The sequence below is a fragment of the Campylobacter concisus genome (genome assembly GCF_003048775.2).
Taxonomy (GTDB): domain Bacteria; phylum Campylobacterota; class Campylobacteria; order Campylobacterales; family Campylobacteraceae; genus Campylobacter_A; species Campylobacter_A concisus_I.
The window spans coordinates 436,354-461,562 of record NZ_CP049272.1; the positions used below are offsets into that span (position 1 = coordinate 436,354).

General features: G+C 38.9%; 24 protein-coding genes and 1 tRNA gene. 23 read left to right on the top strand and 2 right to left on the bottom strand.

Annotation, left to right across the window (positions count from 1 at the left end; all coding sequences use genetic code 11):
- Nucleotides 1-40 precede the first annotated feature (40 nt).
- The 13 genes from gatA (at nucleotide 41) to CVT17_RS02175 (ending at nucleotide 13,527) form a co-directional block, all read left to right on the top strand.
- On the top strand, nucleotides 41-1,399 hold the full coding sequence (gatA, locus tag CVT17_RS02115) for an Asp-tRNA(Asn)/Glu-tRNA(Gln) amidotransferase subunit GatA (protein WP_107858579.1): 1,359 nt from the start codon (nucleotides 41-43) through the stop codon (nucleotides 1,397-1,399).
- A 4-nt stretch (nucleotides 1,400-1,403) separates the two neighbouring features.
- A complete protein-coding gene (guaB, locus tag CVT17_RS02120; RefSeq protein ID WP_087576644.1) occupies nucleotides 1,404-2,852 on the top strand; it encodes an IMP dehydrogenase in 1,449 nt (482 codons plus the stop codon).
- A complete protein-coding gene (gene metX, locus CVT17_RS02125) occupies nucleotides 2,852-3,958 on the top strand; it encodes a homoserine O-acetyltransferase MetX (protein ID WP_107858580.1) in 1,107 nt (368 codons plus the stop codon). The genes guaB and metX overlap by 1 nt, the downstream gene beginning before the upstream one ends.
- Before the next feature lie 3 nt (nucleotides 3,959-3,961).
- Nucleotides 3,962-4,153: an exodeoxyribonuclease VII small subunit gene (gene xseB, locus CVT17_RS02130; protein ID WP_107858581.1), complete on the top strand. Its 192-nt coding sequence runs from the start codon at nucleotides 3,962-3,964 to the stop codon at nucleotides 4,151-4,153.
- A complete protein-coding gene (locus CVT17_RS02135) occupies nucleotides 4,146-4,940 on the top strand; it encodes a carbon-nitrogen hydrolase family protein (protein ID WP_107858646.1) in 795 nt (264 codons plus the stop codon). The genes xseB and CVT17_RS02135 overlap by 8 nt, the downstream gene beginning before the upstream one ends.
- Before the next feature lie 119 nt (nucleotides 4,941-5,059).
- A complete protein-coding gene (locus CVT17_RS02140) occupies nucleotides 5,060-5,413 on the top strand; it encodes an MmcQ/YjbR family DNA-binding protein (RefSeq protein WP_107775871.1) in 354 nt (117 codons plus the stop codon).
- Between the two features lie 85 nt (nucleotides 5,414-5,498).
- Nucleotides 5,499-6,806 carry a UDP-N-acetylmuramate--L-alanine ligase gene (murC, locus tag CVT17_RS02145; protein WP_107858647.1) on the top strand — a complete coding sequence of 436 codons (1,308 nt, stop codon included), beginning with the start codon at nucleotides 5,499-5,501 and terminating at the stop codon, nucleotides 6,804-6,806.
- Nucleotides 6,806-7,123, top strand: coding sequence for a hypothetical protein (locus CVT17_RS02150; RefSeq protein ID WP_107775872.1), 318 nt, complete (start codon nucleotides 6,806-6,808; stop codon nucleotides 7,121-7,123). The genes murC and CVT17_RS02150 overlap by 1 nt, the downstream gene beginning before the upstream one ends.
- A complete protein-coding gene (locus CVT17_RS02155) occupies nucleotides 7,117-7,461 on the top strand; it encodes a hypothetical protein (RefSeq protein ID WP_107858582.1) in 345 nt (114 codons plus the stop codon). Before CVT17_RS02150 ends, CVT17_RS02155 begins: the two co-directional genes overlap by 7 nt.
- The gene (locus tag CVT17_RS02160; RefSeq protein ID WP_107858583.1) at nucleotides 7,458-9,662 is read left to right on the top strand and encodes an endonuclease MutS2; all 2,205 of its coding nucleotides are present in this window, start codon (nucleotides 7,458-7,460) and stop codon (nucleotides 9,660-9,662) included. Before CVT17_RS02155 ends, CVT17_RS02160 begins: the two co-directional genes overlap by 4 nt.
- A gap of 75 nt (nucleotides 9,663-9,737) precedes the next feature.
- A complete protein-coding gene (locus CVT17_RS02165; RefSeq protein ID WP_107858584.1) occupies nucleotides 9,738-11,651 on the top strand; it encodes an EAL domain-containing protein in 1,914 nt (637 codons plus the stop codon).
- A gap of 8 nt (nucleotides 11,652-11,659) precedes the next feature.
- Complete coding sequence (gene dapE, locus CVT17_RS02170) at nucleotides 11,660-12,748, top strand: succinyl-diaminopimelate desuccinylase (RefSeq protein ID WP_107858585.1); 1,089 nt, start codon at nucleotides 11,660-11,662, stop codon at nucleotides 12,746-12,748.
- A 380-nt stretch (nucleotides 12,749-13,128) separates the two neighbouring features.
- The gene (locus tag CVT17_RS02175; protein ID WP_230853309.1) at nucleotides 13,129-13,527 is read left to right on the top strand and encodes a DUF2809 domain-containing protein; all 399 of its coding nucleotides are present in this window, start codon (nucleotides 13,129-13,131) and stop codon (nucleotides 13,525-13,527) included.
- A gap of 76 nt (nucleotides 13,528-13,603) precedes the next feature.
- Here the strand turns inward: CVT17_RS02175 and polA are convergent, their stop codons facing one another.
- On the bottom strand, nucleotides 13,604-16,240 hold the full coding sequence (gene polA / locus CVT17_RS02180; RefSeq protein WP_107769724.1) for a DNA polymerase I: 2,637 nt from the start codon (nucleotides 16,238-16,240) through the stop codon (nucleotides 13,604-13,606).
- Between the two features lie 119 nt (nucleotides 16,241-16,359).
- Here polA and CVT17_RS02185 point away from each other — a divergent pair, with 119 nt between their 5' ends.
- The 7 genes from CVT17_RS02185 to CVT17_RS02215 all read left to right on the top strand — a co-directional run bounded on the left by CVT17_RS02185 (nucleotide 16,360) and on the right by CVT17_RS02215 (nucleotide 22,282).
- A complete protein-coding gene (locus CVT17_RS02185) occupies nucleotides 16,360-17,403 on the top strand; it encodes a glycosyltransferase family 4 protein (protein WP_107858586.1) in 1,044 nt (347 codons plus the stop codon).
- On the top strand, nucleotides 17,400-18,344 hold the full coding sequence (gene waaF, locus CVT17_RS02190) for a lipopolysaccharide heptosyltransferase II (protein WP_107769722.1): 945 nt from the start codon (nucleotides 17,400-17,402) through the stop codon (nucleotides 18,342-18,344). The genes CVT17_RS02185 and waaF overlap by 4 nt, the downstream gene beginning before the upstream one ends.
- 135 nt (nucleotides 18,345-18,479) lie before the next feature.
- Nucleotides 18,480-18,908: a TonB-system energizer ExbB gene (gene exbB, locus CVT17_RS02195; protein WP_107769721.1), complete on the top strand. Its 429-nt coding sequence runs from the start codon at nucleotides 18,480-18,482 to the stop codon at nucleotides 18,906-18,908.
- A complete protein-coding gene (gene exbD, locus CVT17_RS02200) occupies nucleotides 18,895-19,278 on the top strand; it encodes a TonB system transport protein ExbD (RefSeq protein ID WP_107769720.1) in 384 nt (127 codons plus the stop codon). Before exbB ends, exbD begins: the two co-directional genes overlap by 14 nt.
- Nucleotides 19,253-20,041, top strand: a complete 789-nt coding sequence (locus CVT17_RS02205) for an energy transducer TonB (protein ID WP_107769719.1) — start codon at nucleotides 19,253-19,255, stop codon at nucleotides 20,039-20,041. Before exbD ends, CVT17_RS02205 begins: the two co-directional genes overlap by 26 nt.
- Nucleotides 20,042-20,203: 162 nt before the next feature.
- Nucleotides 20,204-20,279: transfer RNA gene (locus CVT17_RS02210), tRNA-Phe, on the top strand.
- Between the two features lie 335 nt (nucleotides 20,280-20,614).
- Nucleotides 20,615-22,282, top strand: a complete 1,668-nt coding sequence (locus tag CVT17_RS02215; RefSeq protein WP_072593834.1) for an anaerobic C4-dicarboxylate transporter — start codon at nucleotides 20,615-20,617, stop codon at nucleotides 22,280-22,282.
- A 51-nt stretch (nucleotides 22,283-22,333) separates the two neighbouring features.
- Here CVT17_RS02215 and flhB read toward each other — a convergent pair whose 3' ends face one another.
- Nucleotides 22,334-23,407, bottom strand: a complete 1,074-nt coding sequence (gene flhB, locus CVT17_RS02220) for a flagellar biosynthesis protein FlhB (RefSeq protein ID WP_035167257.1) — start codon at nucleotides 23,405-23,407, stop codon at nucleotides 22,334-22,336.
- Nucleotides 23,408-23,552: 145 nt separating this feature from the next.
- On the opposite strand from flhB, the gene CVT17_RS02225 reads away from it, so the two are divergent.
- The 3 genes from CVT17_RS02225 (at nucleotide 23,553) to rpmA (ending at nucleotide 25,206) form a co-directional block, all read left to right on the top strand.
- Entirely contained in the window at nucleotides 23,553-24,515 is a 963-nt protein-coding gene (locus tag CVT17_RS02225; protein ID WP_107769718.1) for a hypothetical protein, read from the top strand.
- A 107-nt stretch (nucleotides 24,516-24,622) separates the two neighbouring features.
- Complete coding sequence (gene rplU, locus CVT17_RS02230) at nucleotides 24,623-24,937, top strand: 50S ribosomal protein L21 (RefSeq protein WP_021090648.1); 315 nt, start codon at nucleotides 24,623-24,625, stop codon at nucleotides 24,935-24,937.
- A gap of 11 nt (nucleotides 24,938-24,948) precedes the next feature.
- Nucleotides 24,949-25,206, top strand: a complete 258-nt coding sequence (gene rpmA / locus CVT17_RS02235; protein WP_002942569.1) for a 50S ribosomal protein L27 — start codon at nucleotides 24,949-24,951, stop codon at nucleotides 25,204-25,206.
- Nucleotides 25,207-25,209: the final 3 nt, after the last annotated feature.

Below are 25,209 nucleotides of genomic sequence, written 5' to 3' on the forward strand. Positions count from 1 at the left end.
TTGGCATATTTTTGGTTAATAAATTTAAAGGATAAAAATAGTGGTAACTTTAAAAGAAGCTTTGAAATTTTCAGCTGAAGAGATAAAAAATTTAAGAGCCGAGCTTGAGGCAAAGATCATAAAAGAAAAAGAACTTGGCGCTTATGTCGAGCAGCTAGCAAATTTAGAGATCGCAAAACTAGGCGAAGGCGTGCCTATCGCTATAAAAGACAACATCCAGGTAAAAGGCTGGAATGTAACAAGTGCCTCAAAAATTTTACAAGGCTACGTAGCACCATATAACGCAACTGTCATTGAGAAGCTACTTAGCAAAAATTTAGCTCCATTTGGCCGCACAAATATGGACGAATTTGCGATGGGAAGCACGACTGAGAGTTCATTTTACGGCAAAACACTAAACCCACTAAATCACGTTCACGTCCCAGGTGGCAGTAGCGGCGGCTCAGCAGCAGCAGTCGCAGCTGGCCTTGCAGTAGCCGCACTTGGTAGCGACACTGGTGGCTCGATCCGCCAGCCAGCGGCATTTTGCGGATGTGTGGGACTTAAGCCAACTTATGGCAGAGTGAGCAGATATGGCCTTGGCGCCTACTCAAGCAGCCTTGATCAGATAGGCCCAATCGCTCAAAACGTAGAAGACGCAGCCATTTTATATGACGCGATCGCTGGACACGATCCAAAAGATAGTACGAGCGCAGATGTGCCTTTTGTTAGCGTTAGCGACAAGATAGATGGCAACAAAAAGCTAAAAATTTGCGTCATCAAAAATTACGTAGAAAACGCAAGCGAGCAGACAAAAGCTGCTTTAAATTTAGCGATAGAGAAGTTAAAATCACACGGACACAGCGTGACTTACACAAATTTTGAAGACTCAAAATATGATGTCGCTGCCTACTACATTATCGCAACCGCAGAGGCAAGCGCAAATTTAAGCCGCTACGATGGCGTGAGATACGGCAGACGTGCAGAGGCTAGAAATTTAAAAGAGCTATATGTAAATTCACGTTCAGAAGGCTTTGGCGAAGAGGTAAAAAGGAGAATTTTGCTTGGTACATTTGTCCTAAGTAGCGGATACTATGATGCTTACTACATCAAAGCGCAAAAAGCAAGAGCGCATATAAAAGCTCAGTACGAGAAAATTTTAGAAGAAAATGATCTCATCTTCATGCCAGTTGCCCCAAGCACAGCTTATAAATTTGGAGCACACAGCGATCCGCTTCAAGCCTATCTAAGCGACATCTACACGATCAGCGTAAATTTAGCAGGCCTACCAGCTATCTCTGTGCCAGTTGGTAAAGATGATCAAAATTTAAATGTGAGCGCCCAGCTCATCGCAAAAGCGTGGGACGAACAGACCTTGATAAATGGTGCTAAGAGCCTAGAAAATTTAATAAAAGGATAAAAATATGAAGATAGTAAAGAGAGCTTTAACATTTGAGGATGTGCTTCTTGTACCGCAATACTCTGAAATTTTGCCAAAGCAAGTTGATGTAAAAACCAGGATCAGCAAAAATGTCACGCTAAATATCCCGATCGTCTCTGCTGCGATGGATACGGTGACTGAGCATAGAACTGCTATCATGATGGCAAGGCTTGGCGGTATCGGCGTCATCCACAAAAATATGGACGTCGAAAGCCAAGCAAAAGAGGTCAAGCGCGTCAAAAAAAGCGAAAGTGGCGTCATCATCGATCCTATCTTTATAAATCCAGAAGCGACCGTGGCTGAAGCTCTAAGCCTTATGTCAGATCTTCATATTTCAGGCGTTCCAGTCATCGACAAAGACCGCAAACTAATAGGAATTTTAACAAACCGCGATTTGAGATTTGAGACAAATATGAGCACTTTGGTAAAAGACCGCATGACAAAAGCACCGCTTATCACTGCACCAAAGGGCTGCACGCTTGATGATGCGGAGAAAATTTTCTCTCAAAACAGGGTTGAGAAGCTACCTATCGTCGATAAAGATGGCAGACTTGATGGCCTTATCACCATAAAAGATCTAAAAAAACGCAAAGAGTATCCAAATGCAAATAAAGATAGCTATGGCAGACTTCGCGTGGCTGCGGCTATTGGCGTGGGTCAGATAGAGCGCGCTAAAGCACTTGTTGATGCTGGTGTAGATGTCATCGTCATCGACTCAGCTCACGGCCACTCAAAGGGCATCATCGACACTTTAAAAGAGGTAAAAGCAAATTTTAATGTCGATGTCGTAGCTGGCAATATCGCAAATCCAGCAGCCGTAAAAGACCTAGCAGAAGCAGGAGCGGACGGCATAAAGGTAGGTATCGGACCAGGTTCTATTTGTACCACAAGAATCGTTGCTGGTGTTGGCGTGCCTCAAATTTCAGCGATTGACGACTGCGCAAGCGAAGCAGCGAAATATGGCATCCCAGTTATCGCAGATGGCGGTTTAAAATACTCAGGCGACGTGGCAAAAGCTCTTGCGGCAGGTGCAGCTTGCGTTATGGCGGGAAGCTTGCTTGCAGGTTGCGAGGAAAGCCCAGGCGAGCTTATAACATTCCAAGGTCGCCAGTACAAAGTCTATCGTGGAATGGGATCGATCGGTGCTATGACAAAGGGTAGCTCGGACCGTTACTTCCAAGAGGGTACCGCTCAAGACAAGCTTGTGCCTGAAGGTATCGAGGGTCGTGTGCCATTTGCTGGCAGTATAAAAGATGTGATCCATCAGCTAATAGGCGGCCTAAGAAGCGCTATGGGCTATGTCGGTGCAAAAGATATCCCAACTCTTCAAGAAAGAGCTGAATTTGTCGAGATAACAAGCGCAGGACTAAAAGAGAGCCACGTCCACGACGTAGTTATCACACACGAGGCACCAAACTACAAAGTTAATTAGTGTTAAACCTGCAAACTAGAACTATTAAATTTAACGAGCCACTCTATCTTGAGAGTGGCCGTATGCTATCAAATTTCAAGCTTATTTATGAGACTTACGGCACGCTAAACGCTGACAAAAGCAACGTTATCGTGATCTGCCACGCACTAACTGGTTCGCACCACGCTGCTGGCACCTACGCAGGCGATGAGAAAGCTGGCTGGTGGGACGGGCTAATAGGCAGCAAAAAGGCGGTCGATACGGATAAATTTTACGTTATTTGCGTAAATATCTTAGGCTCATGCTTTGGCTCGACCTCGCCACTAAGCGTGGATAGAAGTAGTAGCAAAGAGTATAGGCTAAATTTCCCAGTCCTTGCCATAAGCGACGTAGTAAAAGCGCAGATGAGGCTATTTAGCGAGCTTGGCATCACAAGAGCAAGAGCCGTGATAGGTGGTAGTCTTGGCGGTATGCAAGCACTTTGCTACGCTATCGAGTTTCCAGAATTTGCGCAGGATATCGTCATGCTTGCAAGTACCTATCAGACCAAGCCATGGGCGATAGCTTTTAACAAAATCGCCATCGAAGCCATTTTAAACGATGAAAATTTCAAAAATGGCGAATACGATGTGGAATTTATAAGAAAAAATGGGCTAAAGGGTATGGCTTACGGCAGGATGGCAGGTCATATCAGCTTTTTAAGCCCTGATAGCATGGATGATAAATTTGGACGCAACTACGTAGAAACTGACGGCCTTTACGAGCTTTCTGGACGTTTTCAGGTGGATCGCTACATGGAGTACAACGGTTACAACTTCCCAAAGAGGTTTGATCCGCTAAGCTACCTATATATCGTAAAAATGATGAACATTTTTGACTGTACAAGGCACTATGATAACCTAAAAGACGCCCTTGCGCCGATCAAAGCAAATTTGCATCTAATCGCATTTAAGGGCGATTTACTCTTTCCTCCAAGCTGCATGAGAGAAATTTATGACGCACTTTGTGAGATGGGGCGAGAGTTGAAGACAAATTTTGTAGAGATAGATAGTAACTACGGCCATGATGCGTTTTTGGTCGAGATAGAAAAATTTGATGGATATATAAAAAATATATTAAAAGGATAGAAAATGGAGCAAAAAGAGCAAAGCTTTGAAGAAAAATTAGCCCTAGCAGATAAAATTTTAAACGATCTAAACAAAGATGATGTGAGCTTAGAAAATAGTATAAAGCTACACAAGCAGGGCAAAAAGCTACTAAATGAAGCAAGAGAAATTTTAGAAAACGCAAAACTTAGCATAAAGCAGGTGGATGATGAGTAGAATTTGTGCTCTTCAGCTACCAACTCAGCCTTTAAGTGAGGCGAGGCTTGATTATTATCTAAAAATTTGTGCGGACGAAAATGCAAGACTTGTTGTGCTTGGTGAATACGTGCTAAATAGCTTTTTTAAAGAGCTCATTAGCATGCCAAAAAGCCTTATAAAAGAGCAGAGCGAGCGCAAGAAAGAGGCTCTTTTTGCAATGGCAAAAAAGTATAATCTAAATATCGTTGCACCCATTGTAAATCTAAAAGGCAAGGAAATTTTTAAAAGTCTAGCTAAATTTACCCCAACACAAGTAAAGCTATATGATCAGCAAATTCTCATGCCTTACGCTCACTGGAATGAGGCGAAATTCTTTAATAACACAAGCGATGAGCTAAATTTGCCTGTCTTTACCTACGAGAAATTTAAGGTTGGCGTCATGTTTGGCTATGAGGCGCACTTTGATGTGTGCTGGGCGTATATGAGCGCTAAAAAGGTCGATATCGTGCTCGTGCCAACGGCTTGTACATTTTTTTCTCAGACGCGCTGGGAGGAGCTTTTGAAGGTTAGAGCCTTTACAAACAACGTCTACGTGCTGCGCGTAAACCGCGTAGGAAGCCATAAAAGTGACGATGCTCAGTGGAGCTTTTACGGCGATTCGATGCTTATTAATCCGTTTGGTGAAGTTAAAAATAGGCTTGGTAAAAATGAAGAGATGATGATAGATGAGCTTAGCAAAAAGGAGCTTAGCGAGGCTAGAAGCACTTGGGGTTTTATGCAGATAGAGGCGAAATTTAAAAGATGAAGCGCTGTGCCTAGGTAGAAAAGAGCAAATTTAGCAAAAGTTATCGCGATTACGAGTTGGGTAATGTGACATCACGACTACGAGAATGAGCGCTCTTTAAAGGAATTTTGGAGTGAAATTTGAAACGAAGCGAGATTGAAAAATATATAAAAGAGAAATTTGACGTTTTGGGCGAGCAAATTTTCCCAAAATATCCAAATTTTAGCGCCTTTCGCCATAAGAAAAATGAGAAGTGGTTTGCACTGCTTATGGATATAAGTGCAAGCAAGCTAGGTCTTGAAAGTGACGAAATGATAGAAGTTTTAAATCTAAAATGCAGCCCTGATCTAGCCATGGTGCTAGTTGATGAAGAGCAAATTTTTAAAGCATATCACATGAATAAAAAGCACTGGATAAGTGTAAATTTAAACTCCAAAATCTCACAAAAAGCCGTTTTTAATCTGATAGATGAAAGCTTTAGCTTAAGCAAATAAAAGCCATTTTCAGCCTTAAATTTAGTAGTTTTTGTTAAAATCACGAAAAACTTAAGGATAAAATTTGCAAGAGCTAAACAACGAGATCAGAAAAGTCCATTTCATAGGCATCGGCGGCATCGGCATCTCAGCCATCGCTAGATTTTTACGCGAAAAGGGCCACAAGATAAGCGGCAGCGACATCAAAGAGAGCAAAACGACGCTAGAGCTAAAAGATGAAGGCATCGAAGTCATCACGCCACACTGTAAAGAGGCGATAAAAGACCAAGACTTTGTGGTCTACTCAGCCGCGATAAAAGAGGATAACATTGAGCTAGTGGAGGCCAGACGAAAGGGCATAAAGTGCTTTTCTAGAAAGGAAATTTTGCCTTATGTGCTTGAGGATAAGTGCGTCTTTGCAGTAGCTGGCGCACACGGCAAGAGCACGACTTCAGCGATGCTAGCAAGCCTAATAGAAGGCTCAGTCATCATCGGCGCCATCTCAAAACAGTTTGGCTCAAACATGCGCTACGCTAAAAGCGATAACGTCGTATTTGAGGCAGACGAGAGTGACTCTAGCTTTCTAAACTCAAACCCATATCTAGCCATCGTCACAAATGCAGAGCCAGAGCACATGGAGCACTATGACTATGATCTAGCTAAATTTTACGCAGCCTACAAGGGCTTTTTGGAGCGTGCAAAGGTTAGGGTGATAAATGCTGAGGACGAGTTTTTAAGCACACTTAAACTTGATGCGATCAGACTTTATCCAAGCACCGATATCACCGAGCTTACGATGGTTGTAAGAGACTATCAGCCATACACTAGCTTTAACCTTAAAAATTTAGGCAAATTTGAAGCCTTTGGCATGGGCGAGCACATCGCCATAGACGCATCTTTAGCAATTTTAGCTGCGATGCACGAGACGCCACTTAAAGACATCAGAGAAAATTTACTAAATTTTAAAGGTATCAAAAAGCGTTTTGACATCCTTAGCGCAAACAAAAATTTCGTCCTAATCGACGACTACGCGCACCATCCAACCGAGATAAAAGCGACGCTAAAATCAGTCTTTGAATACGCTAAAATTTTAGGCATAAACAGCGTCACAGCAATATTTCAGCCACACCGCTACACAAGACTTAGCACAAATTTACCTGGCTTTAAAGAGTGCTTTAAAGGCGTTGATGAACTTGTCATCTTGCCAGTTTATGCAGCTGGAGAAAGTCCGATCGAAGTTGATATGAAGAGCGAGTTTAGCGAGTATAACCCGATCTTTACTGATAAGGTCGAGAGGGTTGAAGAGGGCATAGAATTTACAGATGAATTTGGCGTGAAAAACCGCCTAAGTGATGGCATCGTAGTTGGTTTTGGAGCGGGTGATATCAGCGTGCAGCTAAGGGGCGGATATTAATGGATCTAAACACTTTCAAGCCTCAAGATGAAAATGAAATTTTAAAAGAGATAAAAGAAAAAGAGCTTGGTGAAGACGAAATTTCAAGCCTTATAAATTTAGGCAAAAAAGATATCTTGATCGCGCTTGCAAGGTCGCAAAAACTAAATAGCACTCAGATAAAAGATATGTTACCGAATGCCCCGTATATGGCTGTTTGCTTACTAGTTGAAAAGCAAGATATCAGTGAGGTTAGGGCTGAAATTTTAGAAAAGATCAATCCTCATTCTGAGCTTTACAAAGAGCTCATCGCAAAGTATAAAGGCGTGAAATGGTAAGAAATTTGATCCTAATCGCTGGCTTTATCGTACTTTTTGGAGCGATCTGGGGGATAAAAGATGAAAAGATCAGCAAAAGCATAAAAGCGCTCGTTAGCGCAGTGCTTGTAGCGATCCTTGTTTGCGTCTATTTTTACGAGGAGAATTTGTCCAAAAACGAGGACGCCATCTCAAAGCTAGTGACTGACTTTAAGCAGGGTAAAGTGCTAAAATGTGGCGAATACAACGTGAGCGCGGAGAAATTTAACTACGAATTTGGCACGGCGTCATTTTTGGCTAAAAGAGAATTTAGTGATCTCTCAGGCGTCATCGTGCCTATAAAAAGTTGTGAGCAATGACTGAAGAGATATTTTTAAAGCTCGATTTGGGCGAGTATTTAGAGAAATTTAACTCCTTTTTAGCAAGGCAAAAACCGCTATTTTTGCAAGGTGACAGCAAAATCCACTTTGAAAACATTAGCGAGCTTTCAAAGTATGATTTTAAAGCGCCTGATGAGATAAAAGAGCTTGATGATGCGCTAATTAGACTTAGCAAGCAAGCAGTGCTTCACATCAGTGAAATTTACGAGTTTGCAAAGATCATTAAGTATTTTTCATATCTAAAAAAGCAAAAATTTGAAGGCAGACTTGGGGAGTGGATCGCAAAGGTTGAGATCCCTGAAGCGATGAGCCAGATGGCAAACAGTTTTGATGAAAATGGCGAGTTTAGTGACAGCGTGGATGAGAGATTTTACGCGATAAAGCAGGCTTTTAGCGAGAAAAAGCGCCAGATCGACGCTGAGCTTAAAAAGCTCATCTACTCAAAGCACATCACGCCCTATCTAGTCGATACCCAGACGCACTACATCAACTCGCAAGAGGCACTTTTGGTGCGTGGCGGCTTTAATCACGCCTTAAAAGGCACCGTGATCGCTAGAAGCTCAGGCGGCTACTTCTACGTCGCACCTGCAAGTACTGAGCGCCTAAAAAAGGAGCAAAGCGAGCTACTTGATAGAAAAGAGGAGATCATTTTTGAGCACTGCAAGAAATTTAGCTTGCAGATGAGCAAGAGCCTGCTCTTTTTGAAATTTATAAATAACGCATTTGATCAGTTTGATGCGTATCAGGCGCGCGTAAATTTGGCTAGATCGCGTGACTATGAGTTTGTTTTGCCAAACAGCTCGCATGTTATCAAGCTTGAGAAATTTGCCCACCCAGCGCTTAAAAACCCAAAAAGCGTGAGTGTGGATTTTAGCAAAAAGGTGCTTTTAATAACCGGTGTAAATGCTGGTGGCAAGTCGATGCTTTTAAAATCTATCATCTCAGCCACGCTGCTTGCAAAGTATTTACTACCTATGCGTATCGATGCAAACCGCTCAAGCATCGGCTCTTTTAAAGAATTTGACGCGATCATAGAAGATCCGCAAAGTGTGAAAAACGACATCTCGACCTTTGCTGGCAGGATGGTGCATTTTGCAAAGCTTTTTACTAAAAAATCGATCATCATCGGTATCGACGAGATCGAGCTTGGCACCGATTTTGAGGAGGCTGCGAGCTTGTATGGCGTCATGATAGAGCGCCTCATCACTCAAGATATCAAAATGATCATCACGACCCACCACAAGCGCCTTGCGATGTTGCTAGCTAAAAATCCAGAGGTTGAGCTAGTGGCGGCACTTTACGACGAGGTGGCACAAAGACCTAAATTTGAGTTTTTAAAGGGCACGATCGGCAAGTCTTACGCCTTTGAAACAGCGGCAAGATACGGCATATCTCAAAATTTAGTGGCGCAGGCAAAGAAAATTTATGGCGAAGATAAAGAGAATTTAAACGAGATCATCACAAAGACGCTAAATTTACAAACTAAGCTTGACGATGGGATAAAAGAGGTCACGGCAAAAGAGGAGCGGCTGGAGCGCTTGCTTGAGGAGCAAAAAGAGCTAAAAGAGAAAAATGAGATCAAGCTAAATGCGACTATTTCGCGCCTTGAAAAAGAGTATTATGAAGCGATAAATGCGGCAAAAGCTGTTATAAATTTCAAAGATGTCAAGGACAAGCAAAGAGCGCTAAACGTGGCAAATGAGAAAAAAGCTGCCATCGTTAAGCCTAAGAAAACTGAGTGCGAGAGCCTAAAAATAGGCGATAGAGTGAAGTATGAAAATATAAAAGGTACGGTTTTAAGCATCTCTAAAAATGACGCGATGATCGAGTCAAATGGTATAAATTTACGCGTACCACTTGAGCTTTTAAGAAAAAATGGCAACGAAGTGGTCTTGCCTAAAAAAGGCGGCGTAAGTTTAAGCGTAGATAAGCCAAAAACAGCCTCGCTCTCGCTTGATCTGCACGGCATGAGAGCTGACGAGGCGATAGCAAAGCTTGATAAATTTATCTCAGATAGTCTTGTTATGGGATTTGACGAGGTTAGCGTATTTCACGGCATCGGCACTGGTAAGCTTGCCTTTGCAGTTAAAAATTTCTTAAAAGAGCATCCAAGCGTGAAAGAATTTTTTGACGCACCGGCAAATCAAGGCGGATATGGAGCTAAAATAGTCAGGCTTTAACTTTTTTCCAAAAGTTAAAATTTATTTTAAGGTTGATATAATCAGGGCAATTACACAAAACAAGGGAAGTAACTTTTGAGTAACAAGGACGAGCAAACTGGTAAAAATCTAAACATCATTAAAACGATTATAGGTTTAGTGTTTGTTTTGGGAAGTATTTTTTTAGTCGAAAACCTGGCAGTTTTTTATTTTAAATTTAATAATGCTTCTGCTGAAAATGGTTTTAATCTTCGAAAGAAAGTTGATTATTTGACATATCAATATGTTGATTATTTCAAAAATGTCAGCAAATATGATGTCGCAAATTTCCAATCTTACATTAATGATAGTGCTATGGGTGATGTTCTTTTATTAAAGGATGATAATAAAAATGGATACAAGGTCGTAGCGTCTTCAGATAAAAGAATAATAAATCAAGAGTTTAATGACAAAAGCTGTGGAAACATCTTTGCTCATAATTTCCAAAAAGATTATTTTTGGGCAAAAATTTTGCCAGAAAATGCCGCTCAAGTTTGTATGTTTGTGCCAGTTGGAGAGTATATATTAGGCTTTAAAGGAAAGGTCGATCAACGTATTACTGGCACGCATGATGAGTACTTTTTTGAGTGGCTTTTAAACAATATGGCTTTAACATTCATCTTAAGCCTCATTGGCGCAATAGTTGCTTTGTCTACTTGTATATGGTATGCGGTCAAGTACATAAAAGAAAAAAATAACTATAACGCATTAAAAACAGATACTAAAAAACAGATAGAAGAGCTTGGAGAAAAGCTTTATATCGATCCGATGACTGGACTTTTAAATAAAACAGCATTGGTGCGTGATATTAATAGTTATGAAAATCCTAAAGTAGTGCTTATAGATATTGATGATTTTGGTAAGATGAATGACTTTTACGGTAAATTTGCATGTGATCAGATTTTGGTCAAGATGGCTGATTTGATCAGTGAATTTGCCAAAAACGAGAATATGAAGGCTTACTGTATAGAAGCAGATAGGTTTGCTCTGGTAGAAGATAGCGATAGCTTTATCGATAGATATGAAGATATGGTTGAAGATTTGATAGAAATTTTTAAAGGCCGTATGCTAAGTATAGTCGATGAAGATGGTAGAGAGATAGAAGGTATCGAGATACATAGCACGATAGGCTTTGCTCTTGATAGTGACCAAACACTAAGAAAAGCAACAATAGCATTAAAAACAGCAAAAGAGCAAGATAAAGACTATGTTTGCTATTTTAAAGGGCTAAATCAAAAAGAGGAATACGCAACTCAAATAGAACGCTCTAAACTGATACAATACGCCACTATAAACAACAATATTGTTCCTTATTTTCAGCCGATAGTTAATGATCAAAAGGTACCTGTAAAATATGAATGTTTGATAAGACTTTTAGATAGAGGCGACGTTATATCACCAAATGTCTTTTTAGATATCTCAAAGCGCATTAAGCGTTATGCTGATCTTGAGAAACAACTCATTAAAAAGTGTTTTAAACAGCTTGTAGAGGATAAGAATTTAGTACTTTCTATAAATTTAAGTAGTAGAGATATGATCGATGGTGATGTTAGCTCACTTGTTTTAAATTTATTGAACAAGCACAATGTTGCTGGCAGAGTAGTATTTGAGATCGTTGAAGATGAAGAGCTTAAAAATTTAGAGAGAGTTTCAAATTTTATCGAGCGTGTAAAAAGCATGGGCGCAAAGATCGCTATCGATGATTTTGGCTCAGGATATTCAAATTTTTCTTACATCATAAAGATCAAGCCTGACTACGTGAAGATCGATGGCTCTATTATAAAAGATATAGACATAAATAAAGATTCACACTCTATCGCAAGTGCGATCGTGGCATTTGCAAAAGACCTTGGTATAAAAACTATTGCTGAATATGTGCATTCAAAAGAGATATTTGAAATCTGTAAAGAGATCGGCATAGATGAGTTCCAGGGCTTTTATTTTGGTGCACCAGAGCGTGCTGGCTCATAAGGTGCTTAGTGGTAATTAGCTTTTTAAAGGAGCTTTTAAGCTTTCGCTCTATCACACCTAATGATGCTGGAAGCTTAGAGTTTATCGCTAAATTTTTACCTGATTTTGAGGCGAAATTTATAGAAAAAAATGGCACCAAAAATCTCATACTTTCTAAAATTTATGGTGATGGCGAGCATCTAGCTTTTGCAGGGCATGTTGATGTCGTGCCTCCAGGTAAGGGCTGGGATAGCGAGCCATTTACACCATATGAAAAAGATGGCTACATCTACGCAAGAGGCGCACAGGATATGAAAAGTGGCGTGGCTGCTTTTATCTGTGCTGCTAAAGATGCGAAATTTAATGGTAAACTAAGCCTCATCTTAACAAGCGACGAAGAGGGCGATGGCACATATGGTACGCCTTTAGCACTTGAATATTTACGCGAAATAAATGATTTGCCAAAATTTTGCGTAGTGGCTGAGCCAACTTGCGATAAAGAATTTGGCGATAGCATAAAAGTTGGCAGACGTGGCTCAATAAATGGCAAGATCGTGATAAAGGGCATTCAAGGGCACGTGGCGTATCCTGAAAAGTGTGTAAATCCGGTAAATTTAATAGCTCCACTTTTAAATAAGATAGCTGATCACGATATGGACGCTGGGAGCGAGTTTTTTAGTCCAAGCAAGATCGTGGTAACTGATATCAGAGGTGGTATGCAAGTTTATAATGTCACGCCAAGCGAGCTTAGCATAATGTTTAATGTTAGAAACTCAAATTTAACTGACGTAAATGACGTCGAGAGCTATCTTAGAGGCGTTTTAGATGGGCTTGATTACGAGCTTAGTATAAAGCAAAGCTCAAAGAGATTTTTAACAAATAAAGATAGCAAAATCGTAAAAAATTTAATGGCCTCTGTCGCAAAAATTACCGGTGTCACACCGGTTCTAAATACAAAAGGTGGCACAAGCGATGCAAGGCACTTTGCTGAATTTGGCATAGATGCAATAGAATTTGGCGTCATAAACGACCGCATACACGCCAAAAACGAACGAGTTAGCGCCCACGAAGTAAATAAACTTTATGAAATTTTTAAAGATTTGATAGAAAAATTTTAATCCATAAATTTCATTGTCCTTAAACCAAAAAGTTATTAAGTGTCTAAAAAATATTTTCAAAAGCCATTTTGATTGATATTTTTTGTCAAAGAATTTTAAAATTAAGAAATTTCCTTTATTTGGCAATATTGCTATTATCTGTTACAATTCATGGAATAACCGGGTTTTGGTCATTTCAAGTAAAACCTAATGGAATGCTCTTTTTGACGAGCATATGGTAGAAGTTATAAATACATTTGTGGGCGAGAAATATATCCAGTACAATCCTGGCTTTAAAGATGGTATGGATATCATTTCTAATTTGTAAAAAAGTAAAATTTCAAATAAATAAAAAAATGCAAGTAAAACGAAAAATATACAAATCTTTTCAATACGAGAAAATGAGACATAGCTTGCGAGTTAGATTGTCCTTTTTAGTCGTAGCAGTCGTGATTTTAGCAATCGAAATTTATATCGCAGCTTTTGTTAAAGGTGGCTTTGTGCGCCATTACTTGGGTGATGTGCTAGTTACGGCGATGCTTTACGCATTTGGACGAGCCGTGTTTAAAACTACACCAAAAATTTTAGCGTTTGAAATATTTATTTTCTCGCTATTTATAGAAATTTTACAATACTTTAAAGTGCTTGAAATTTTAGATATTCATAATTTAATAATACGCATAGTCTTTGGCGGAACATTTGACGTTAGCGACATCGTATGTTACGCGTTGGGCTGCTTGCTAGCTTATTTGACTGATATCATTTGCCTTTTACAAAAGTATAAAAGTCCAAAGATATAGCGATAAATCACAGCTTTATTTTTTAAGTATAAAGCAGGAGCTAATCATCTTAAAAGCTCCAGCAAAATTTATCTATCTATTTTAGCTCGCCCCAGTTTTTGGCGATATTTAGCGATGTTTTAAGTGGCACATTTAACGTGTAAATTTCCTCCATCGTCCTTTGTGTCGCTTTGCCAAATTCCTGCGCAAACTCGTCTTTTACTTCAAAGATCAGCTCATCATGTATCTGAAGCAACATTTTGGCATTTTCATCTAAATTTGCTCTAACTTTTACCATCGCCATCTTGACAAGGTCTGCTGCGGAGCCTTGAAATACCGTATTTACCGCCTCGCGCTCAAACATAGCTATTTGCATAGGCGTAGCGCTTTTAAAGTCAAAGTAGCGCTTTCTGCCAAGTAGTGTCTGCACAAAGCCATCGTTTTTAGCTGAAATTTTTATGCTCTCTAAAAACTCTTTGATCGTCGCAAATGCCTTAAAATAGCGCTCTATATACTCTTTTGCCTCGGCTCTTGTGATATTTACTTGATTTGCCAGTTTGCTTGAGCCCATGCCGTAAATGAGGCCAAAATTTATGCTCTTTGCCACGGCTCTATTTTGCCCGTCGCTGCTACCAAATATACTAATAGCCGTCCTTGCGTGGATATCCTCATCATTTTTAAACGCCTCAAGCAGCGCAGGATCACGGCTAAAGTGAGCTAGCAGTCTAAGCTCGATCTGGCTGTAGTCAAGCCCCACGAAGCTATAGCCCTCACGCGCCTCAAAGCACTCTCTGACATCTTTTGCGAGGCTGCCACGAGCTGGGATATTTTGTAAATTTGGATTTTTACTTGAAAGCCTGCCGGTACTCGTGCCAGTTTGTAAAAAGCTCGTGTAAATTCGCGAGCCCTCGTCCTTTTTCGCAAGCGCTAAAAGTGGCTCGCAGTAGGTGCTTTGCAGTTTATATAGCTCGCGGTAAGCTAAAATTTTCTCTATCACCGGATGAGCGTCCGTAAGCTCAGCTAGCACGCTCTCATCGGTGCTATATCCTGTTTTTGTCTTCTTTTTGGTAGGGAGTTTTAGGTGCTCAAAAAGTATAACGCCAAGCTGTTTTACGGAGTTTATGTTGAAATTTTCGCCGCTTAGCTCGTAAATTTCACTTGTTAGCGCCTTTAGTTTGGTGTCGTTTTCAAGGATGAGCTTTTGCATCTTAGCTTCATTTATCTTGATGCCGTTTTGCTCCATGTCAAAGAGCGTGAGGATGAAAGGAAACTCATGCGTATCGGCAAGGGTTAGTAAATTTTTATCAAGTGTGTTTAAAAAAGTTTTATAAAATTTAAGCGTTATCCAAGCGTCCTCACTTGCGTATTTGGCGGCATTTTCTAGCGGTACATCGCCAAAAGTCTGCCCCTTTTTGACCACATCTTCAAATTTGATCGTGTCGTAGTCATAAAGCCTCTTTGCCAGTGCATCCATGCCGACACTTGAGTTTGGATCGCTAAGCCACGCAAGTATCATCGTATCTTTAAAATTTGCTGGGGGATTAAGACCTAGGTTGTTTTTCACGATCTCAAAGTCATATTTTAAATTTTGTCCGATCACGCAGCCTTTATAAATTTGCCCTACCGCCCAAGTGGCAAATTTTAGGCTAATTTGCTGTGGCACACCAAGGTAGTTGTGAGCTACTGGCACGTAATAGGCGTCCTCGTCGTTAAAGCAAAAGCTAAATCCAACGATCTTTGCGCTCCTGCTATCAACGCCTGTGGTCTCGGTGTCAAAGGCGATGATAGTCTCTGGTGTGATGTTAGAAAGTAGTTTTTCTATGCTAGCCTCATCAAGAAGCAAATTTGCTCTAAAGCCAAGCTTAAATTCAGCATTTTCCTCTTTTTGCAAGCTCTTAAGAAGTCTGTTTAGATCGTACTCTTTTAAAATTTCTGAGATGTTTATCAAAGGATTTTGCTCTGGAAATTTAGAGTGTTCAAGATCAAATGAACTAACTGCGTCATCAAATAAAGTGGCCAGCTTTTTGCTCAAAAATGCTTCGTCTTTTGCAGCTGCTAGCATATTTTTAGTACGCTCGTTTCTAAGAAGGGCTAAATTTTCATAAATTCCCTCTAGACTGCCATACTCAGCCAAAAGCTTCTTAGCTCCCACTGCACCGATGCCTTTGACTCCTGGGATGTTGTCCGAGCTATCGCCTGCGATGGCTAGAAAGTCCCTTACTTGAGCTGGATAGACGCCATACTTTTCAAAGCAGCTTGCACTATCATGATCGATCTTGCTTTGTGGGCTGTAGATGCTCACTTTGCCGTCCTCTATGAGTTGGTAAAGGTCTTTATCGTGGGTGACTATTCGCACAAATATATCTTTATCTTTACAAAATTTAACCGCACTTGCGATGATGTCATCGGCTTCGTAGCCCTCGCGGCTAAGGCTGTAAAGTCCCATTTTTTCTATCATATCTATGCAAACTGGAAGCTGTTCTTTTAGCTGAGCTGGTGGCTCGTTTCTGTTTGCTTTGTAATCACCTAAAATTTCGTGACGTAAGGTCTTACCTTTGCTATCAAGTGCGAATATGAGATAGTCGCTTTGGTATTCATCCTTGAGGCTTGCTATAAAATTTGCAAAGCCACTAATCATACCGCTTGGCTTGCCCTCACGGTTTTTAAGTCCGCTCATGGCGTAGTAGAGCCTAAAAAAGAAACCAAAAGTGTCAATAATCGTAAGTGTTTTCATTTTTATCCTTTGTGTAATTTTATGAAATTTAGGCAAAAAATAGGCTGATTTATAAAATTTTTTGATATTATGGCGGACATTACAAATGAAAAATCACAAAAATAAAAAGCTTTGAGGTCATGAAAAAAATAGTTTTTTTACGTATCAATCCAAACGCAGTCGGTGGTGCCGAACGCTATTTAAGGAGGCTTACCAAAGCCCTAAAAGACGTAGGTATAGATACATCTATACGCTCATATCTAGGAGAGGCTAGGATCTCGTCATGGAAAAAGGCTTTGAGATTTAACGCACAAGTAAAACGCCAAAAACAAAGTGATGAGATATATTTTAGCTTGGAGCGAGTGAGCTGCGCAGATATTTATAGAGCAGGGGACGGCGTACATAAAATTTATCGTGCCACAAAGCCATTTTGGTGGGTTAATCCTCTAAATTTTGTCTATCCATATCTAGAAAAACGTTGCTTTAAAAATTCTAAAAAGATAATCGCAAATTCAAACTACATAAAAGAGCAAATCATCTCAGCTTATGGTGTCGATGAGTCAAAGATCGTTACCATTTACAACGGTATAAATTTGCCACAAAAAGTAGAAAAAGGAGAAGCAAAACTTAGCGTATGCGAAGAATTTGGACTTGATTACAATTTACCAATTGTGCTTTTTGTAGGAAATGGCTTTAAAAGAAAAGGAGCAAAGGACTTTTTGCTTCTTGTCTCAAAGCTAAAAACGCCAGTAAATGCGCTAATAGTAGGCAAAGATAAAAATTTAAATTCATATAAGAAGCTAGCAAAAAAGCTAAAGATAAATGCATTTTTTACAGGTGAGCAAAAAATGACTGCCAAATTTTATGAAGCAAGCGATATTTTTATATTTCCAACACACTATGAGCCATTTTCAAATGTCGTTTTAGAGGCGCTTAGTTTTAAAAATATTGTCTTTACAACGGCTCAAAATGGAGCTGCTGAAATTTTAGAAAATCGTTTTATCATGCGTGAACCAAATGATGAAAGTATACTGGAGCTAGTGGAGCAGGTGCTTAATGATAATGACATGATGAGAGAGCTGCAAGAGAAGTCATTTTTACTTTCGCAAAAATTTAGTATAGAAGAAAATGCAAGCAAAACTCTTGAAACCATAAACGAAGTACTAAATTTGGAGCAAAAGTGAGAGTTTTTATAGAGCTTCCAACTTGGCTTGGAGATGCTGTGATGGCGAGCGCAGCGATAGAAAATTTAAGTAAAAATGCTAAAAATATTGTATTTTTTGGCTCTTACGTGGCCTGTGAGCTTTATAAATCACATCCAAAGTGCGAAAAAGTAGTCATTGACGATAGTAAAAAACAAAACTCAAGATATTTAAGCCTTATAAAAACGGCTAGAAAGCTTGGAAAATTTGATATTGCTATTAGTTTTAGAAGCTCATTTGCTAGTAAATTTTTGCTATTTTTTCTAAAAGCAACGCAAAAATTTTGCTTTAAAAAGAGTAGCGAGAGCTTGCATCAGGTGCAAAAATATCTAAATTTTATAAAGCAAAGCCTGAATTTAAAAGAAATTTCAAACGAACTAAAAATTTATTATGAAGCCAAAAAAAGTAAGCAAAAGCTCCTCGTGCTAAATCCAGGTGCTAGCTACGGAAGTGCCAAAAGGTGGTATCCGCACTATTTTGCAGAGGTTGCATTGCACTTTAAAGATGAATTTGATGTAAAGATCACTGGCTCAAAAGCCGAGCTTGAGATTTGCAATGAAATCGAGCAAACGCTCTTGCAAAATGGTATGAAATGTGAAAATTTAGCCGGAAAAACGAGCATAAAAGAGCTTTGCGAAGTTATAGGTTCTATAAAAAATGGCATCTTTTTGACAAATGATAGTGGCCCTATGCATATCGCAGCTGCCTATAAAGTGCCACTTGTGGCTCTTTTTGGACCGACAAAATTTAAAGAGACCAGCCCTTGGCAAGACGAAGGTGCAAAGATAGTGCACTTAAATTTAGAGTGTATGCCATGCATGAAGCGAGTATGTCCTATAAAAACACATGCCTGTATGAAGGAGCTTGTGCCAGAAATAGTCATCACTGAAATAGAGCTACTAAGAAAAAAATTAAATTTTTGAAATTCTAAACATAATTAAATATATACATACAAAATTAAAAATTTTAGTTTTTATTTGATTACATTTTTACTAAATATTTGACATTGGTTATCAATATAGCTATAATCACGCAAAAATTTTTACTAAGAAGGTATTATGGAGCTAATTAAACATCACATTGATCACGTAATTATTGCGATTTTAGGCATTATGAGTTTTTTTGTACTTTGGTATACGATTGAGCGTATTATTTTTTATTCACGCGTTGATATAAAAGGCTACAAAAGTATCGAAGCGCTTGAAGAGGCACTAACCAAAAATTTAACCACGCTTTACATTATCTATTCAAATGCACCATATGTAGGACTTCTTGGTACAGTTGCTGGCATTATGATCACATTTTATGATATGGGTATTGCAGGCGGAATCGATACTAAAAGCATAATGGTCGGCCTCTCTCTTGCGCTAAAAGCAACTGCTTTTGGACTACTTGTGGCGATACCAACTTTGATGATTTACAATGGTTTTGTCAGAAAAGTAGATGTAATGCTAAATAGATACAAGGCTGAAAATGCGTCTAAATAAAAAAGATGGGTTAAATATTGTCCCATTTATTGATATTATGCTTGTTTTGCTCGCCATCGTGCTTAGTATTTCGACTTTTATTGCTCAAGGCAAGATAGCTATTGATCTTCCAAGTGCAAACAGTGCTGAGCAAAGTAAAGAGGACGATAAAAAGGTAAACGTAGTAATTGATAAGGATAATAAATTTTTTATAGATGATGTAGAAATTTCTGAGAACGAACTCAAAGATAAGCTAAATGCGGTTGATATAAAGACATTGATCGAACTAAAAAGCGATAAAAATTCGAAATTTGATAGCTTTGTCAAAGTAATTGATATATTAAAAGAGAAGGGCCACGAAAATTTTGCAATCCAAACAATCTCTGAATAAAATTTCAAATTACAGCGGCTTAGCTGTTTCGCTTATAGTGCATGGAGCAGCAGTATATTTTTTACTTTCACATAATTTTGATGAGATAAAAATAGGTGAGCAAAAACCGATAAAAATAGCTCTTAATTCATTTACTCCAGTGCCACAAGTCTCAGCACCTCAAATAGCGGAGCAAATGCTTATCCCAGAGCCAACTCCACCAGCCCCGCCACCACCGCCAGAACCTCCAAAACCTGAGCCAAAGCCAGAACCAAAGCCAGAACCAAAACCTGAACCTAAAAAAGTGGAAAAACCAAAGCGTGAAATAAAAAAAGTAGAGCCTAAAAAAGAGAAAAAAATAGAGCCTAAGCCTGAACCGGTAATTGCTCAGCCAGTGCAGCCTATTGTACAGCCAGCCAGTGTAAATACAAATTTGCCAGCCAATAACAAGTCTATCGCTGCAGCTCCAGTTCAAAATGTAACACCTGAGCTAAATTTATCAAATTCACAAGGTGATGAAGATTTTACGAAGGTTATAATCGCAGTTAAGAGGCATAAAAGTTATCCAAATAATGCTAGACGTATGAAACATCAAGGAGTTGTAGAAGTTAGGTTTTTACTCAAACAAGACGGCAGTATAGATGAACTTAAAGTTAGTAAAAGCTCTGGTTTTGAGTCGCTTGATAATGGTGCTTTAGAAAATATTCAAAGAGCAAGTTCTGAGTTTCCAAAGCCTAAACAAGATCGTTATCTGCGCTTTCCTATTTCATATACACTAAAATAAATTACAAGCTTACTTAAGCTCGTAATTTATTATTTGCTTTGTAGAATTTCTTTTATATTTCAAGTCAAAATAGAAAAACATAACTTATTTTATTTAAAAAAGTGTGTATTTTAAACTTGCTTTAAATATTAAACATGTATAATCTGACTTTCTTTAACGAGTGGTTGGATAGCTCAGTCGGTAGAGCAGCAGACTGAAAATCTGCGTGTCGGCAGTTCGATTCTGCCTCTAACCACCATTTAAACTTTCCTTAAACATCAATCCTTTTTCTCTTAGTTCTATTAAATTTTGTATTTACAAGACTTCTAGGTTATTTATAAAATTTAAATAAATTTTTGTTATTAATAAATTTAAAATATAACAATGCTATTTTTATTTTATATATTCTAAGACAAATAAAATCTTCAAGATCAAATAAAAAATTTGTAAGAGATAATCTTATAAATTTTATCCTAAATAAGCCTTATTAATCAAAATGTTATATTTGTATCAAATCATCCTTAAAATATAAGTTTAATATAAATCCATAAGAGATATAATCTTGATTAAATTTGTATTAACTTAGGAGGTTTCATGGATTTTCTCATGAATTTAAGTGAAGGCATGCAGTTTGCTATCCAGCTTCTCATCGTCCTTATCTGTTTGTTCTACGGAGCTAAAAAAGGCGGTATCGCACTTGGTATGCTAGGCGGTATCGGTCTTATAGTCCTCGTTTTTGGATTTAATATCGAGCCTGGTAAGCCAGCTATTGATGTTATGCTAACTATCCTTGCTGTTGTTGTGGCAAGTGCTACGCTTCAAGCTAGTGGTGGTCTTGATGTTATGCTTCAAATAGCAGAAACTATACTTAGAAAAAATCCAAAATATGTAAGTATCTTGGCTCCTTTTGTAACATGTACGCTTACTATTTTATGCGGAACTGGACACGTTGTTTATACCGTGCTTCCTATCGTTTATGACATCGCTATCAAAAATGGTATCCGCCCAGAGCGACCAATGGCAGCAAGCTCAATAGCTTCACAAATGGGCATCATAGCTAGCCCAGTTTCAGTTGCTGTTGTAACTCTTACAAGCTTTCTTATTAATGCTAAAACTCACCTAGCTGGCTTTGATGGGTATTTAGATCTTTTAAAGATTACGATTCCATCAACATTTTGCGGTGTTTTAGCAGTAGGAATTTTTAGCTGGTTTAGAGGCAAAGATCTTGATAAAGACGAAGTATTTCAAGCAAAGCTTCAAGATCCTGAGTTTAAAAAATATGTTTATGGCGATAGTGCGACGCTTTTGGGCAAAAAGCTTCCTGGGTATCAATGGGCTGCGATGTGGATATTTTTAGGCTCTATCCTTGTAGTTGCGCTTCTTGGATATTTTAAAGATCTTCGTCCAAGCTGGACTACTTACAAAGACGCAACGGTCGTTCAAGTAATAGCTAACCTTCCAACTGAGCAAAAAGTCTTAAAAACCTTAAAAATAAAAGACGCTAGCATCCAAACAGAGGCGGCTGAGTTAAAAGTAGCAAACGATAAGCTAAATGCTAATCAAAAAGCTCAATCAGTCAAAATCATCGGCAAAGATGCAAATCAAACTCTTACTCGCACGGCTGATGGCGCAGTAACATATATAAATGAAAAAGGCGCAAAAGAAGAATTTCAAGGTGCTTACATCAATATAAGCAACAAACAAGCATCTTCAAAAAGCCTAAGCATGGTTCATGTTATCCAAATTTTCATGCTTTTAACAGGCGCTATCATTTTAATCTTTACACCAACAGATGCTAGCAAGATCGGTAAAAACGAGATATTTAGATCAGGTATGATCGCTCTTGTTGCAGTATTTGGAATCTCTTGGATGGCTGAGACTATGTTTGCAGTACACACTCCGATGATGAAAGAGGCGCTAGGAAGCATCGTAAAAGAGCACCCTTGGACTTATGCGGTTATGCTTTTGATTATCTCAAAATTTGTAAATTCTCAAGCTGCAGCCTTGGTTGCTTTTGTGCCATTAGCATTAAATATCGATGTTAATCCTGCTATCATTCTAGCTTTTGCGCCAGCTTGCTACGGATACTACATCCTACCAACATATCCAAGCGACCTTGCAGCTATTCAGTTTGATAGAAGTGGTACGACACATATTGGTAAATTTGTTATCAATCACAGCTTTATCATTCCGGGTCTTATTGGTGTTATATCCTCTTGTATATTTGGCTATATTTTTGCAACTGCTTTTGGATATCTATAGTATATAAATTCTCTTGCTGCTAGTATTTTCTAGTGGCAAGAGCAGAATTTATCAAAGCTTATCTTTAAATTTTTGTTTATTGCTCATATAAACGAAGCTTAGCACCTCGGCTACGGCTCTAAAAAGATGTGCTGGTATCGTATCATCGACTTCACAAATTTTATAAAGCTCTCTTGCGAGTGGTGGATTTTCATAAATTTGCACACCATTTTCAACGGCTATTTTTTTGATTTGCAGTGCTAAAAAATCAACACCTTTTGCAAGTATTATCGGTGCTTCGTCACGACTTTTATCATATCTTATCGCCACGGCGTAGTGAGTAGGGTTTGTGATGACTACGTCAGCTTGTGGGATATTTTGCATCATTCGCCTTTTTGCCGCTCGCATTTGTGCTTGACGAATTCTGCCTTTTACCTGAGGATCTCCCTCCATTTGCTTATACTCATCTTTTATCTCTTGCTTGCTCATACGAAGGTCTTTAAAATATTGAAAACGCACGATGAGAAGGTCGATAAGTCCGATTACAAAAAGAATAAAAAGCATGACACTAACAAGAATGATGAGCTTTTCTTTTAGCCAAGCAAGCTGATCAAACATAGAAAAAAAGAGCGTGTGTGGCAGCTCCTTTATAAACTGCAAGAAAAAATAAAATCCAACACCAAAGACGATGCTAACTTTTAGCACGATCTTAATGCTGTCTATCACTTTTTTCATCGAGAATAAATTTTTTAGCCCTTTTAGCGGGTTTATCTTGCCAAAATTTGGCATTATAGGCTTTGTGGTAAAGATAAATCCAAACTGCATTACATTTGCGATGACACCAGCGATCGCCACACAGATACAAACTGGAAGTATCATAAGAAGTGACCTTGCAAAGGTATTTACGACGATCATTTTTACAGTTGGCAAGGTAAGTGGCTGACCGATAAATTTTGAATAGTATATATAAAGTGAGATGATCTGTTCTTTCATAAAATTTAGCATCGCAAGTAGTACGCCAATAGCAATGACAAGGGTCACGAACCCAGCTAGGTCCTGACTTTTGGGGACATTGCCGTCCTTTTTGGCGTCTTCTATCTTTTTTGGGGTCGCTTCTTCGGTTTTTTCCTGATCTTCGCCTGCCATCTTTGTCCTAAGCTCGCTTAAATTTGGGGCGATTATAGCCAAAATGCGGTTAAACTATCCGCTAAATTTAACTTTTGCAATTCAAAAAAACTAAGCCGTTTTAGGCGTTTTTGGCTAAAATTAGCAAAAATAAGGAGCACGCAAAATGTCATTTTTAGAAGGCTTGTTTAACATTTTTAGAGCCAAAAAACCACCAAAAAGCGACGAAGAGCTACTTTTAGACGAGTATGCGATGATTTACACTGAAATAAAAGAGAAAAATTTAAACGAATACGACTTTTTATGTGAGCTCATACGATTACTCTCTTTTTCAAGAGCTAGACGCTACGACTTTTGCCTTGAAAAGTGCCTAGCTGATGGCAACGCCGAGGCACTAAATGATCTCATTTTTCAATACGCTAAGCTAAATTTACTCCCAGGATGTAGTGGTGGATATGATCAGTGCGAGAAGCTCATACCGGCATTTTTTGCTATCGCTTGTGGCGACACAGATAGTATGGCAAGGATCTTTCCAAAAGGCCTGCCACCTAGCAAAAACGGCTATAAATTTCTATGCGTTATGCATGATCTGCTAACGGCGATGCTTTGGCAAGATGAAAATTTACTTGCCCCTGCCCTAGAAAAAGCTCGCAATTTTGCAGAGTCCAAAAAGCCAGCAAACGAAAGAGAGGCGATTAAATTTGTGCTTGCCCTGCATAAAAAAGATGTGGCTGCCATGAGTGGGCATTTGCAGAAATTTTGCTCCACATTTGACAGGACAGATGCGCCTAAATTTGAAAAAAGGCTTTATATTTTCGCACACGGACTTCACGCTTTGGCACGCTACTTTTTACCGTTTGAGCTCTTTAAAGAGATCAAGCTACCAAAGAACGAAAATTTCAGTAAATTTTACGCAAAAAGGCTCTTTCAAAATGAAATTCCCAAGCCAAAACTTTATTTTACTTTTCCGCCTGAGCTTGAACTGATAAATGTGATTTTAAATGCGCCAGTAGCTAAAACTCTGATATATCAGCCATATTTGCCAAATAACAAAACATTTTTTCTGGATCACGATGCGATGATTAAAAATTTAGCCGACGAGATCATAAAATCAGGGGCATTAAAGTAGAATTTATAAACTTTTGGCTAACATTCACACCTTACAACCAATAAAGCTCCATAAATCTTTTGCAAAAAAGTGCTTTTTGGTCTTACCAAATTTTAGAAAGGTAGAGTATGTCAAAATACGCTATATTTAAGCATGGTGGCAAGCAATATCGTGTTAGCGAGGGCGAGTACCTTAAGCTAGACCACTTTAGTGCTGAAGCTAAATCAACCGTTGAGATTACAGAAGTTTTAGCTGTAAATGACGGCGAAGTAAAGGTAGGTGCGCCATTTGTTAAGGGTGCAAAAGTTGTTCTTGAGGTCGTTAATGAAGGCAAAGACAAAAAAGTAGTTATCTACAAAAAACGCAGACGTAAAGACTCAAAACTAAAACGCGGCTTTAGAAGACAATTTACACGTGTAAAAGTCGTAAGTATCGCAGCTTAAGGAGATAAGATATGGCACACAAAAAAGGTCAGGGTTCAACCCAAAATAACCGTGATAGTATCGGACGCCGATTAGGTGTTAAGAAATTTGGTGGTGAGTTCGTTCGTGCTGGAAATATAATCATCCGCCAAAGAGGAACAGCAACTCACGCTGGAAATAACGTAGGTCTTGGCAAAGACCACACAATTTTTGCATTAGTCGACGGCTTTGTAAAATTTGAAAGACTCGATAAAAACAGAAAAAAAGTATCTGTTTATCCAGCTGCATAATAC